The organism is Saccharothrix mutabilis subsp. mutabilis, from assembly GCF_039521145.1.
In the GTDB taxonomy this organism is placed as follows: domain Bacteria; phylum Actinomycetota; class Actinomycetes; order Mycobacteriales; family Pseudonocardiaceae; genus Actinosynnema; species Actinosynnema mutabilis.
In genome coordinates this window covers 89,216-102,624 of sequence record NZ_BAAABU010000007.1, presented here as the reverse complement: position 1 = coordinate 102,624, position 13,409 = coordinate 89,216, and the positions used below count along the sequence as shown (strand labels likewise).

General features: G+C 73.3%; 10 protein-coding genes. 7 read left to right on the top strand and 3 right to left on the bottom strand.

The window, feature by feature from the left end:
• Positions 1-7 precede the first annotated feature (7 nt).
• Positions 8-2,929: an ATP-binding protein gene (locus ABD126_RS18165; RefSeq protein WP_343935051.1), complete on the top strand. Its 2,922-nt coding sequence runs from the start codon at positions 8-10 to the stop codon at positions 2,927-2,929.
• Between the two features lie 58 nt (positions 2,930-2,987).
• Positions 2,988-3,710 (top strand): peptidylprolyl isomerase, encoded by a 723-nt coding sequence (locus ABD126_RS18160; protein WP_343935050.1) that lies wholly within the window; start codon positions 2,988-2,990, stop codon positions 3,708-3,710.
• A 310-nt stretch (positions 3,711-4,020) separates the two neighbouring features.
• On the opposite strand, the gene ABD126_RS18155 is transcribed toward ABD126_RS18160, so the two are convergent.
• The gene (locus ABD126_RS18155) at positions 4,021-4,743 is read right to left on the bottom strand and encodes a LolA-like protein (RefSeq protein ID WP_343935049.1); all 723 of its coding nucleotides are present in this window, start codon (positions 4,741-4,743) and stop codon (positions 4,021-4,023) included.
• Positions 4,744-4,864: 121 nt separating this feature from the next.
• Between ABD126_RS18155 and ABD126_RS18150 the strand changes: the two genes are divergently transcribed.
• Positions 4,865-5,515: an MOSC domain-containing protein gene (locus tag ABD126_RS18150; RefSeq protein WP_343935048.1), complete on the top strand. Its 651-nt coding sequence runs from the start codon at positions 4,865-4,867 to the stop codon at positions 5,513-5,515.
• A gap of 14 nt (positions 5,516-5,529) precedes the next feature.
• Here ABD126_RS18150 and ABD126_RS18145 read toward each other — a convergent pair whose 3' ends face one another.
• A complete protein-coding gene (locus ABD126_RS18145; protein WP_343935047.1) occupies positions 5,530-6,369 on the bottom strand; it encodes an aldo/keto reductase in 840 nt (279 codons plus the stop codon).
• Between the two features lie 182 nt (positions 6,370-6,551).
• Between ABD126_RS18145 and ABD126_RS18140 the strand changes: the two genes are divergently transcribed.
• Entirely contained in the window at positions 6,552-7,568 is a 1,017-nt protein-coding gene (locus ABD126_RS18140) for a phosphatidylinositol-specific phospholipase C domain-containing protein (protein ID WP_343935046.1), read from the top strand.
• A gap of 155 nt (positions 7,569-7,723) precedes the next feature.
• On the opposite strand, the gene paaZ is transcribed toward ABD126_RS18140, so the two are convergent.
• Positions 7,724-9,751, bottom strand: a complete 2,028-nt coding sequence (gene paaZ, locus ABD126_RS18135) for a phenylacetic acid degradation bifunctional protein PaaZ (RefSeq protein WP_343935045.1) — start codon at positions 9,749-9,751, stop codon at positions 7,724-7,726.
• 158 nt (positions 9,752-9,909) lie between these two features.
• On the opposite strand from paaZ, the gene ABD126_RS18130 reads away from it, so the two are divergent.
• Genes ABD126_RS18130 through ABD126_RS18120 form a run of 3 tightly spaced genes read left to right on the top strand, consistent with a single transcriptional unit; the run spans position 9,910 to position 13,237 of the window.
• Complete coding sequence (locus ABD126_RS18130) at positions 9,910-11,130, top strand: family 16 glycosylhydrolase (protein ID WP_343935044.1); 1,221 nt, start codon at positions 9,910-9,912, stop codon at positions 11,128-11,130.
• Between the two features lie 7 nt (positions 11,131-11,137).
• Positions 11,138-12,217, top strand: a complete 1,080-nt coding sequence (locus ABD126_RS18125; RefSeq protein ID WP_343935043.1) for an acyl-CoA dehydrogenase family protein — start codon at positions 11,138-11,140, stop codon at positions 12,215-12,217.
• A gap of 33 nt (positions 12,218-12,250) precedes the next feature.
• Complete coding sequence (locus ABD126_RS18120; RefSeq protein WP_343935042.1) at positions 12,251-13,237, top strand: MsnO8 family LLM class oxidoreductase; 987 nt, start codon at positions 12,251-12,253, stop codon at positions 13,235-13,237.
• Positions 13,238-13,409: the final 172 nt, after the last annotated feature.

Genomic DNA, 13,409 nt, shown 5'->3' with positions numbered 1-13,409 from the left:
TCGGGCCATGCAGACCCGCGCGCCGGTCGTGGTCGGCCGCGACGACGAACTCCGGGTGTTGGACCAGGCCCTCGCCGACGCGGCGGCGTGTCGCGGGCGGGCGGTGTTCCTCGTCGGCGAACCCGGCATCGGCAAGACCCGGCTGGCCCGGGTGACCGCCGGGTCGGCGTTCGACCGCGGCATGCGGGTGCTGCGCGGCCGGGGGTCCACGATCGGGCCGCTGGTGCCGTTCCGGCCGCTGGCCGAGGCGCTGATGTCGCTGCCGCGCGGCGGGGACGCGCCGGACCTGCGGGAGCTGGGCCCCTACCAGTCGGCGCTGGGCCGGCTGGTGCCCGAGTGGGGTGCCGAGCCGCGCGAGAACCACTCGATCGTCGTGCTGGCCGAGGCGGTGCTGCGGCTGCTGGTGCTCGTCGGCCGGACCCACCCGTGCCTGCTGGTGCTGGAGGACCTGCACGACGCGGACGCCGAGACGCTCGCGGTCATCGACTACCTGGTGGACAACCTGGACCAGACTCCGGTCGCGCTGCTGGTGACCATGCGCGCCGACCCGGGTCCGGCGCTGGACGTGGTCCGGCTGGCGGCGCAGCGGGCCGCGGGGACGTTGCTGGAGCTGCGCCGGCTGACCGAGCCGATGGTGCGCGAGATGGTCGCCTCCTGCCTGGAGGTGACCGCCGGGGAGGTGCCCGACGCGGTCGCCGACCGGTTGTGGGCCGACAGCGCCGGCATCCCGTTCGTGGTCGAGGAGATGCTGCACGGGCTGGTCAGCGGCGGGTCGCTGGTGCGCGGGCCGGGCGGCTGGCAGGTGCTGGGCGAGCTGCGCATCGACGTGCCGACGGCGCTGGTGCGGGCCATCGCGCACCGCACCGACCGGTTGGGGCCGCAGGGCCGTGAGCTGCTGTCCGCGGCGGCCGTGCTGGGGCACCGGTTCCCGCTGTCGGTGCTGCGCGAGGTCACCGGCCTGGACGACCGGGCGCTGCTGTCGCACCTGCACGCCGGGGTCGCGGCGCAGCTGGTGACCCCGGACGAGCCGGTGCCGGACTGGTACGCGTTCCGCCACCCGTTGACCGCCGAGGCGCTGTTGGCGCAGTTGACGCCGACGCACCGGGCGGACCTGGCGCGGCGCACCGCGGACGCCGTGCTGCGGCTGCACCCCGAGCTGCCCGGCGAGTGGTGCCCGCTGGTGGCGTCGCTGCGGCTGGACGCGGGGCAGACCGCGGAGGCCGGCCAGCTGCTGGCCGAGGCGGGGCGGCGGGCGTTGGCCGACGGCGCGGCCGGGTCGGCGGTGCGGCTGCTCGACCACGCGCACCGGTTGCTGGCCAGCGGGGTGGACGTGGCGATCCGGGCGGACGTGCTGCGGTCGCTGCTGCCGGCGCTGGGCGAGGCGGGGCAGTTCGAGCGGGCGTTCGCGCTGGCCGACACGGTGGCGGAGCTGAGCGCGGCCGGGTTGCCGCCGGTGCGGCGGGCCGAGCTGCACACGATCCTGGCGCGGGTGGCGTGGCTGTCGGGGCGGTTGGCGGAGGGCAGCGCGCAGGTCGACGCGGCCCGTGCCCTGCTGGGTCCCGACGCCGACGACTCGCACCTGGCGCGGGTGGACGCGGTGGCGGCGTTCCTGGCGCTGGAGGCGCAGCGGCCCGACCGGATCTCCGCCGCCGAGGCGTTGGCGCGGCGGGCCGCCGAGGCCGCGTCGCGGGCGTCGTTGCCGGAGGTGGCGTGCGAGGCGTTGCAGCTGCTGGGCATCCTGGCGCGCGACCGCGACCTCGGCGAGGCGACCGGGCACTTCCTGCGGGCGCGGCAGCTGGCGGAGGAGAACCGGCTGCCGATCCACCGGACGTACGCGACCGTGCGGCTGGCGGGCATCGACTGGTTGGCCGACGGGTCGGTGGTCGAGCTGGTCGAGGCGCGCGAGGAGGCGTTGCGGGTCGGCGCGATCACCGTGGCGTACAACGTGGACGCGATCCTCGGGCTGGACGCGGTGCTGCGCGGCGAGTACGCGGCGGCCGAGGAGAAGCTCGCGGTGTGCGGCGAGGGCACGCGGCGGTTGCAGCTCAAGCCGATGACGCTGTACGTGCTGATGGCCCAGGCGACCGCCGCCGCCCACCAGGGCAAGCGGTCCGAAGTGGACAGCGCGGTGGCCCGGTTCCACGAGCTGGGCGGGATCGGGTCGCAGGAACGGCCGTTGTGCTTCGGTCTGGCGCGGGCGTTCTGCGCGTTGTTGGAGGAGGACCGGGACCTCGCGGAGCAGGACGTGGCGCGGGCGATGGCTTACGAGGCCGAGACGCCCACGACGTTCCACCTGTCCGGGACGCACGGGTTGCGCCTGCTGCTCGGGGCGTTGAGCGGTGCGCTCGACCTGGCGGGTTATGCGGAGATCACGCGGTCGGCGGCGGCCGGGATGCGGTGGAACCGGGTGTTCGGGCAGTTCGCCCTGGCGGTGCTGCTCGGGCGCGAGGGGCGGGAGGAGGAGGCCGCGGCGGCCGTGCGGGAGGCGCGGGAGGCGGCGGCGATCTACCCGTTGGCGCGGTTCCTGGGGTTGCGCTTGGTGGCCGAGGCGGCGGTGCGCGACGGGTGGGGCGAGCCGGTGGCGTGGCTGCGCGGGGCGGAGGAGTACTTCCACGCCGCCGGGGCGACGGCGGTGGCCAGCGCGTGCCGGGGCTTGTTGCGGCAGGTGGGGGCGTCGGTCCCGCAACGGCGGACCGGGGTCGAGCAGGTGCCGCGCGAGCTGCGGGCGCTGGGCGTGACCGTGCGGGAGTTCGAAGTGCTCCGGCTGTTGGCGGGGCGGTTGGGGAACAAGGCGATCGCGACCCGGTTGCACATCTCGCCGCGGACGGTGGAGAAGCACGTCGCCAGCCTGATCACCAAGACGTGCCGGCCGGACCGGGAGTCGCTGACCACCCTGGCCGCCGACCTCTCACCCTCCGACCGGCCCTAGTGCGGAGGAACGCCGTTCGCTAGGACTGGTGGGCGTGAGGACCTTCCTGGCACTTGCGGTGGCAACGGCACTTCTCGCGGTCGGCGCTCCCGGCACGGCCGCCGCCTCCGGCGCGGCGGACTCGGCTGCGGCGGACTTCTCTGCGGCGTCCGACGTCACCCGCGGCCCGTGCGCGTACACGGCCACTCCGGACGACCCGGCGGCCCGCCCCGTGAAGCTGCCCCCGGACCCGCGGCGCACGCCGTCGCACGGCACGGCGTCGGTGGTCCTCGCCACGTCGCAGGGCCCCATCGGGCTGACCCTGACCCGGGCGGCGGCCCCGTGCACCGTCCAGAGCTTCCTCCACCTGGTGCGCAACAAGTTCTACGACGACACGACGTGCCACCGGCTCACGGCGTACCCGACGCTGAAGGTCTTGCAGTGCGGCGACCCGAGCGGCACCGGCGAGCGCGGTCCGGGCTACAAGTACAAGGACGAGCTGCCCACCAACCTCCAGCCCGCTCCCGGCGACCCGACCGGCCAGCGCCGGATCTACCCGAGGGGCACGCTGGCCATGGCCAACGCGGGGCCGAACACGAACGGCAGCCAGTTCTTCCTGGTGACGTCGGACTCGGTGCTGCGGCCGAACTACACGGTCTTCGGCCGGATCGACGAGGCGGGCCTCGCGACGCTGGACCGGATCGCGGCGAAGGGCATCGCGCCGACCCCGGACAACCCGGCCCCGGTGGACGGGCGACCGGCCGAGCCCGTGGACATCAGCCGGGCCAAGCGCACCTGCTGAGACCGGAAACCGCTGGTAGGGTGGCTGTGGCGACCGGTCGGGGATGATCACCCGATCGTGCGACATGCAGGATCCGCGACCAACCGGCTCCTCGCGCGTCCCGTAGAACAAGGAACGCGGGAACCACGGCACGGCTCCCACTCGACGCGGGGCGCGGGTCTCGACGCCGGGCGCGGGGCTCGACGCGGGGCTGGGGCTCGCCGGGCTGGGGTCGTCGCGGGCGCGAGGCTCGTCGTCGCCGGGCGCGAGGCTTGGCGGCCGGCTGGGGGTCGTCGCCGGGCGCGGGGCTCGACAGCGGCCGGGCGCGGGTTCACGAGGTCGGCGCGGTGACCCGGATGTCGGCGTTCCAGTCCCGGAACGTGTGCTCGGTCTGTTGGAAGGTCTTGTCTTCCAGCGTCTTCAGGGTCTGCTCCACGCGCACCGGCAGGTCGCCCGGCCCCACCCACACCGTCGCGGTCGCCGTGAAGCCCGACTCGTAGGCCGCCATCAGCTGGGTCCGCCGCATCGGGTCCGCGGTCTGGTCCGCCTGCACCCGCAGGTCCACCAGCAGCGTGTAGCGGCGGGTCGGGGTGCCGTCGATCGTCTCCTCGCCCGTCTGCACCAGCAGCGACCCGCGCAGCGACCCGACCACCGACCGCGGGTCCACCTCGTCGGCCACCGCCTCGACCGGCGCGCCGGACTTGATCGGCACGCGGTCCACCCGGCTCAGCCGCGTCCAGCCACCGCCACCGGACCGCGAGTAGCCCGCGTCCGCGAGCACCACGACGTCCACCGAGTCCTCGCGCAGCGACACCAGCCGGGCGTCCCGCGACCGGACCAGGCCGCCCTCCTGGCGGACCCGTCGGCTCGACATGGTCCGCTCGGCCTCGAACCGCACGGAGTACTGCTCCGCCGACCGGTCGGCCAGGGCCCTGACCAGCGTTCCCGCGTCGGGCGCCGGCGGGCCGAGGGTCGGTGTCGGCAGGGCTGTCCTGGCCGTGCAGCCCGCCGACAGAACCAGGCACAGCAGCAACGGGACCAGGGACCTGCGCATGACTCCCCCACGGAACGGTGAACGCCTCCCATCCTTGCGCACCCGCCCCCGGCCCCGCGCGGGAACCACCAAAGTCCACCGACGCTCGGACTCCGCGAGCGGCTCGACTACCGTGACGACCATGCCCCACGTGCTCTCGGTCAACACCGGCGCCCGCATGGACTTCAACGCCGCCACGCTCGACCACACCGGCATCGCCAAGCGACCCGTCACCGGACCGGTGCACGTCCACGCGCCGGAGTCCGGCAGCGGCGTCGAGGGCGACTTCGTCGCCGACACCAAGAACCACGGCGGCGAACTCAAGGCCGTCTACGCCTACGCCCGCGAGGACCTCGACGCGTGGTCCGCCGAGCTGGGCCGCGACCTCGCGCCGGGCCTGTTCGGCGAGAACCTGACCACCGAGGGCATGGACCTGACCGGCGCGCTCCTCGGCGAACGGTGGCGCGTGGGCACGGCGGTGCTCCAGGTCACCGGGCCGCGCATCCCGTGCTCGACGTTCGCCCGGATCATGGAGCGGGACGGCTGGGTGAAGGCGTTCACCGCGAAGGCGACGCCCGGCGCGTACTTCCGCGTCCTGGAACCGGGGCTGATCGCCGCCGGGGACGAGGCGGTCCTGCTCGACCGCCCCGGCCACGACGTCACGATCGGGCTCACCTTCCGCGCCGTCACGCTGGAACCGGCCCTGTTGCCGCGCCTGCTCGACGCGGGCGACCACCTCCCGGAGAACCTGCGCGACCGCGTCGAGCGCCGCTTGGCCGGCAAACCCGCCTGACCGATCGCGTTGGGTCAGGCCAGCGCGGAGAGCTTCTCGAACTCCTCGTCGGTCAGCTCGATCGTCCGGGCGGCGGTGTTCTCCTCCAGGTGCGCGATCGAGGACGTGCCCGGGATCGGCAGCACGTTCGGCGCGCGCCGCAGCAGCCAGGCCAGCGCGAGCTGCGCCGGGGTGGCGCCGTGCTCGCGCGCGGCCGTGTCCAGGACGCCGCCGGGACGGGCGATCTCGCCGCTGGCCACCGGGAACCACGGGATGAACGCGATGCCGTGCTCGGTCGTGTAGTCGAGCACGGCCTCGTGCTGCCGGTTCGCCAGGTTGTAGAGGTTCTGCACGCTGACGATCGGCGCGACGGCCCGCGCCGCCTCCAGCTGCTTCACGTCCACTTCGGACAGTCCGATGTGCCGGATCTTGCCCTCCTCCTGGAGCTTGCGCAGCTCGCCGACCTGGTCCTCCAGCGGGTAGTCGGGGTCGATCCGGTGCAGCTGGAACAGGTCGATGCGCTCGACGCCCAGCCGGCGCAGGCTGGCCTCGGCGGACGCGCGCAGGTACTCGGGCTTGCCCAGGATCGGCCACTCGCCCGGGCCGGTGCGCAGCAGACCCGCCTTGGTGGCCACGACCAGGCCGTCGGCGTAGGGGTGCAGCGCCTCCTTGATCAACTCCTCGTTGACGTGCGGGCCGTACGAGTCGGCCGTGTCGATGAAGTCGATCCCCAGCTCGACGGCCCGGCGCAGCACCGCGATCGCGTTGTCGCGGTCGGCCGGGTACCCCCAGATGCCCTCGCCGGTCAGCCTCATGGCCCCGTAGCCCAGGCGGTTGACGGTCAGGTCCCCACCGAGCGAGAAAGTCTCGGACACCTCAGGTGCTCCTCTTGTCAGGTGACGTTCCCTCTCGCCAACCCGACGGAGTCCGGACGTGTTCCCCGTTCCACCGAGAGAGATGGTGGGAACAAATCGACGCTTCGCCCATCCGGCGGACATCGCGAATATTCTTCATGTCCCTAGGCTCGTCGGTCGAGGACGATCGAGGAGCCACCACCATGAAGCGTCTGATAGCCGCAGTGACCCTGCTCCTGCCGGTGCTGTCCGGAACGGCTCTCGCCGCGCCGGGTGCGACCGGACCGGCTTCGGCCGGGACCGCGACCGGCGGGACCGCTGTCGGTGTCCACAACGCCTACACCCAGCAGGCCGCCCCGTACCTGGTCGACGTGCTGGACAAGAAACCGGGCATGGTCGAGATCGACGTCTGGACCAACTTCTTCTTCAGCCGCGACTTCCAGGTCGGCCACGACCCGGGCAACGCCAACAACTGCGCCCGCGCGACCACGTACGAGGAACTGCGCACGGGTTCGCGCAACCAGAACCTGGCGGGCTGCCTGCGCAACATCCGCCTGTGGCACGACCGCAACCCGAACCACCCGCCGGTCGTGCTCAAGGTCGAGTTCAAGAACGGCTTCGACGACCGGGGCGGCTACGGCCCCGACGAGTTCGACCGCCTGGTGGCCGAACACCTGGGCGCCGGATCCGTCTTCGGCCCCGCTCACCTGATCGGCACCCACCCGACCCTGGACGCCGCCGCCCGCGCCGGTGCCTGGCCGAGCCGTGCGGCGTTGACCGGGAAGTTCGTGATCCTGGTGGAGGTCGGGACGTTCGAGGCCCAGAACCCGTTCGACAACTACGACACCGACCTGGAGTACGCGGACCGCCTGATCTCCGCGCGCGACAGCGGCACCCTGTCGTCGGCCATGGCGTTCCCCGCGATCAACGGGGCGTCGCAGTCGGATCCGCGGGTCGGTGATCGGGGTGGGGCGCGGGCACCGTGGTTCGTGGCGTTCGACGGCAGCGCGAGCGCTTACGCGAGCTACCCCGGGGATTCCTACCTGGGCGGCCACTACCTGGTGGTCATGACCGACGCCCACTCCGTCGCACCGGCCATCGACGCCCGCACCCCGTCCGTGGCCGACGCCCAGGCCCGCGTCCGGCTGCTCTCGGGCAAGGGGGCGACCATCGTGTCCAGCGACTGGCTGGACCCGGCGATCGTGGGCTACTCCGTCTGACCGCACCGCTCGTAGGATTGCTCAACTGTTGAACAATACGACAATTCTACGACCACCGAGCGAGCGCGGCCGAGTTTGTGGCCGAGCGACCGAACCCTGCCCGCGCCCTGCCAGCCGCCGGTGCCGGCGGCTGGCGGGGCGCGGACGAACCGCCGTCAGCGGGTCTTGGCCACCAAGGTCAGGACGTCGTACTTGGCCACCGACTCGCCCTTCTGGTTCACCAGGTCGGCGTCCCAGCGCACCTCGCCGTACTCCTGGTCCTCGCGCGGCGTGATCTGCTTCGCCGTCAACGTCACCGTCAGCTCGTCCCCCGGGAACGTCGGCGTCAGGAACCGCAGGTTCTCCAACCCGTAGTTCGCCAGCACCGGCCCCGGCTCCGGCGACACGAACAACCCCGCCGCGAACGACACCACCAGGTACCCGTGCGCGACCCGCCCCCCGAAGAACGGGTTCGCCGCCGCCGCTTCCTCATCCATGTGCGCGTAGAACGTGTCCCCGGTGAACGACGCGAAGTGCTCGATGTCGTCCAACGTCACCGTGCGCGGCCCGGCCACCACCGTGTCGCCGACCCGCAACTCCGCCAACGACTTACGGAACGGGTGCTCCCCCTCCGTGTTCCGCTCCGCACCGGCGACCCACCGCCCCGTCACCGCGGTCAGCACCCGCGGGCTGCCCTGGACCGCCGTCCGCTGCATGTGGTGCAGCACGCCGCGAATCCCGCCCATCTCCTCACCGCCACCGGCCCGTCCCGGACCACCGTGCACCAGCGCCGGCAGCGGCGAGCCGTGGCCCGTGGACTCCTTCGCGTCGTCCCGGTCCAGCACCAGCAGCCGCCCGTGCCACGGCGCGACGCCCAGCACGACGTCGCGCGCGAAGTCCGCGTCGTAGGTCACCACGGACCCGACCAGGCTGCCCGTCCCCCGCGCCGCCAGCTCGACGGCCTGCTCCACACCGTCGTACGGCAACAACGTGGACACCGGCCCGAACGCCTCCACCTCGTGCGGCTGGGCGCGGTCGGGGTCGGCCTTCAGCAGCACCGGCGACATGAAGGCGCCGCGCTCCGCGTCGGCGTCCACCACGTCGACCCGGTCCAGCGACCCGTACACGACGTCGCCGGCCTCCAGCAGCGCCTTGAGCGACCGCCGCACCTCCTCCCGCTGCTCCAAGCCCGCCAGCGCGCCCATGCGCACGGACTCGTTCGCCGGGTTGCCGATCACGACCTTCGCCAGCCGCTCCCGGGCCGCCTCGGCGACGGCGTCCAGCAAGCCCGCGGGCACCAGGGCGCGGCGGATGGCCGTGCACTTCTGGCCCGCCTTCACGGTCATCTCGCTGACCAGCTGCTTGACGAACAGGTCGAACTCCGGCGTCCCCGGCTCGGCGTCCGGACCGAGGATCGAGCAGTTCAGCGAGTCGGCCTCGGCGTTGAACCGCACGGACGACCGGACCACCGCCGGGTGCGTGCGCAGGTGCTGGGCCGTGGACGCGGAGCCGGTGAAGCCGACCAGGTCCTGCTCGGTGAGGTGGTCGAGCAGGTCGCCCGCGCTGCCGCAGACCAGCTGCACCGCGCCCTCGGGCAGCAGGCCCGAGTCCAGCATCAGCGACACCAGCTTCTCGGTGATGTACGCGGTCTGCGAGGCGGGCTTGATCAGCGACGGGACGCCGGCGATGAACGCGGGCGCGAACTTCTCCAGCGGGCCCCACATGGGGAAGTTGAAGGCGTTGATCTGCACGGCGACGCCCCGCAGCGGGGTGGCGATGTGCTGGCCCAGGAACGTGCCGCCCCGGCTGAGCGGTTCGAGGCCGCCGTCCACGTACACCGACGCGTTGGGCAGCTCCCGCTTGGCCTTGCTGGCGTAGCCGAACAGCACGCCGATGCCGCCGTCGACGTCGATCAGCGAGTCGGTCCTGGTCGCGCCGGAGCGGGCGGAGAGCGCGTACAGCTCGTCGCGGTGCTCGCGCAGGTGGGAGGCGAGGGCCTTGAGCAGGGCCGCGCGCTGGTGGAAGGTCAGCTCGCGCAGCGCCGGACCGCCGACCCGCCGGCCGTGGTCCAGGGCCGCCGCCATGTCGACGCCCGCCGACGATATGCGGGCGATCTCCTCGCCGGTCACGGCGTCGTGCAGCGGAGCGCCCTCGACGGACGGCGTGTGCCACTGACCGGACACGTAGCTGCGGAGCATGGCCATCGGGTCTCGACCTCCTCGTCGGGTGCCGGTGGGTGTCCCGGCCTAGCGACAGTAAAGCGCCCGTACTTTCATCGTGACTTGATTAAAGGCGATGCAGTAACTTCGGGCCACGCCGCTGCACCGAAAGGCCGCCTTTTTCACGGAAGGGACCGGTGTCGATGAGGACACGAGTGCTGGTCAGCGCGGTCGCGTTGGCCCTGGGAGGGCTCGCCGCGCCCGCGGCGCAGGCCGCGCCCGCCGCGGCGCCCGTGCCGCTGGCCGTCACGTTCGCCGACGAGTTCAACGGCCCGGCGGGCACGCGCGTCGACGGCGCCAAGTGGAACACCGAGGTCGGCGACAACGGCGGGAACAACCGGGAGCACCAGTACTACACGACCTCGGCGTCCAACGCGGCGCTCGACGGCGCGGGCAACCTGGTGATCACCGCCCGCAAGGAGAACCCCGGCAACTACAACTGCTGGTACGGCCGCTGCCAGTACACCTCCGCGCGGATCAACACCTCCGGCAAGTTCACCACCACCTACGGCCGGGTCGAGGCGCGCATGAAGATGCCGCGCGGCAAGGGGATCTGGCCCGCGTTCTGGATGCTCGGCCAGGACATCGGCAGCGTCGGCTGGCCCAACAGCGGCGAGATCGACATCATGGAGTTCCTGGGGCACCAGCAGAACACGGTGTACGGGACGATCCACGGCCCCGGTTATTCCGGTGCCGGCGGCATCGGCATGGCCTACAACGGCCCGAACTTCGCCGACGGCTTCCACACCTTCGCCGTCGACTGGACGCCGCAGGGCATCGCGTGGTCCGTGGACGGGCACGTGTACCAGCGGCGGACGCCCGCCGACCTGGGCGGGCGGCAGTGGGTGTTCAACAAGCCGTTCTTCATCATCCTCAACCTCGCCGTCGGCGGCGAGTGGCCCGGCTACCCCGACGCGTCCACGGTGTTCCCGCAGCAGTTCGTGATCGACTACGTGCGGGTGTCCACTCCGGACAGTGGCTCGGGCGGCCGGATCACGGGCGTGGGCGGGAAGTGCGTGGACGTGGCGGGCGCGAACACCGCGAACGGCACGCCGGTCCAGCTGTGGGACTGCAACGGGACGGCGGCGCAGCAGTGGACGCGTCCCGGTGACGGCACGATCCGCGCCCTGGGCAAGTGCCTGGACGCGGCGGCGGCCGGCACGGCGGACGGCACGCTCGTGCAGTTGTGGGACTGCAACGGGACCGGGGCGCAGCAGTGGGCGGTCAGCGGGGCGAACGACATCGTGAACATCCCGGCGAACAAGTGCCTGGACGCGCAGAACGCCTCGTCCGCCAACGGGACCAGGTTGCAGCTGTGGACGTGCACCGGCGGCGCCAACCAGAAGTGGACCGTTGCGGCATGATCGGTGGATGGACGAACTGATCCGCGCCGAGGCCGCGACCGCCGAGCGGGACCGGGTGGTGACCCCGCCGGTGGTGGCGGCCCTGGTCGAGGCGGGTGCGACGCGCATGCTCGCGCCCGCCTCGCTCGGCGGCGGGGAGATGGACCTGCCGTCGTGGCTGGTGGCGGTGGAGGACCTGGCGCGGGCCGACGGGTCGACCGGGTGGACGGCGATGACGACCAGCGCGACGTCGGCGCTGGCCTGGTACCTGCCGGCGGACGGCGCCGCGGAGGTGTTCGGGTCGCCCGCGTCGGTGGTCGCCGGGACGGCCGCGCCGGCGGGGCGCGCGGTGGCGGCGGACGGCGGTTACCGGGTCACCGGCCGGTGGGGGTGGGGCAGCGCGGTGCCGCTGTGCACCTGGGTGGCCGGCGGTGCGGTGACGCCGGACGGGCCGCGGTTCGTGCTGCTGCCCCGGTCGGCGGTGACCGTGCACGACACCTGGGACGCGGCGGGGTTGCGGGCCACCGCGTCGCACGAGTGGGAGGTGTCCGGGGAGTTCGTGCCGTTCCGGCGGGCGGTGTGGCCGGCTTCCGCCGAGGTGGACGCGCCGCTGGCGCGGTTCCCGTTCATCGCGTTCCTGGCGTTGGGGGTGGCGGCGGTCGGGTTGGGCATCGCGGCGCGGGCGGTCGAGGAGGCGGCGGCGTTGGCGGTGGTGAAGACGCCGCAGTACACGTCGACGGTGTTGGCCGCGCAGGCGTCGGCGCAGATCGACCTGGCGATCGCGGAGGCCCGGTTGTCCGCCGCTCGGGCGTTCCTGCACGCGGAGACGGCCGCACGGTGGGCCGACGCGGTGGCGGGGGCGCCGGTGGGGGCGGGTGACCGGGCGCGGCTGCGGTTGGCCTGCTCGCACGCCGCGGCGGAGGCGGCTTCGGTGACGCGGTTGGCGTTCGACCTCGGTGGGGGCAGCGCGGTGTTCGCGGACTCGCCGTTGCAGCGGTGCCTGCGGGACGCGCACGTGGCGGCGCAGCACGGGTTGGTGTCGCGGCGGTTGTTCGAGACCTACGGGGCGGTGCGGTTGGGGGTGGCGGTGGACACCAGCCGGTTGTGAAATCGCGCGGCCGGTGGGGGTGTTGTCCTTGGTGTGAAGCTTTCGGTGCTGGACAGGTCGCGGACGCGGACGGGTGTGGGGCACGCCGAGGCGTTGCGGGAGACGGTCGCGTTCGCGCGGGCGGTGGAGGCGTTGGGGTACCACCGGTTCTGGGTGTCCGAGCACCACGGCGTGCCGGGGGTGGCCGGGTCGGCGCCGACGGTGCTGGCGGCGGCGGTCGCGGCGGCGACGTCCCGGATCCGCGTGGGGACCGGCGGGGTGATGTTGCCCAACCACCGGCCGTTGGTGGTCGCCGAGCAGTTCGGGGTGCTGGATTCGCTGTTCCCGGGGCGGATCGACATGGGGTTGGGGCGGTCGGTGGGGTTCACCGAGCCGGTGCGGCGGGCGTTGGGGCGGGTGGACGCTTCCTCCGCCACGTCCGACGGGTTCGAGGAGCAGGTGGGTGAGCTGCTGTCGTACTTCGCCGACACGGCGGCGGTGCGGGCTTACCCGGCGCCGGGGCGCGCGGTGCCCGCGTTCGTGCTGGCGACCGGGGCGGGGGCGGGGGTGGCGGCCCGGTTGGGGTTGCCGTTGGTGATCGGGGGTTTCCGGGGCGAGGAGGCGATGTTGTCGGCGATCGCCGGGTACCGGTCCTCATTCCGGCCTTCCGCTTGGGCTGCCGAGCCGTACGTGGTGGTGTCGTTGGCCGTCGCGGTGGCGTCGACGACGGAGGATGCCTGGCGGCTGCTGGTTCCGGAGGCCTGGTCGATGGCGTACTCGCGGACCCGCGGTGAGTTCCCGGCGTTGCGGGCGCCCGAGGACATCCTGTCGTTGGCGATGCGCCCGCGCGAACGCCAGTACTTCGAGGAGAGCTTGCGGGGTCACGTCTTCGGCACGCCCACGGAGGTCGCGAAGGCCTTGGACGGGTTGCGGGCGCGGACGGGGGCGGACGAGGTGCTGGTGACCACGAGCACCCACGACCGCGCCGCCTTGCTCGACTCCTACCGCCTGCTGGCTGACCTGCCGGCTGTTGGAGGGTGACGCGCGGTCGCGGTTTCGCGCCCGGGTTCGGTGGGCGGTGGTGGGCGTTGGCGGGCGGTTCGTGCCGGGGTGGCAGGCACGGTGGGGGCGCGGCGGCAGGCTGGGCGCGGCGGGGCCGCGGCGGCGGGCAGGGCACGGCGGGGCCGCGGCGGCAGGCTGGGTGCGGCGGGGC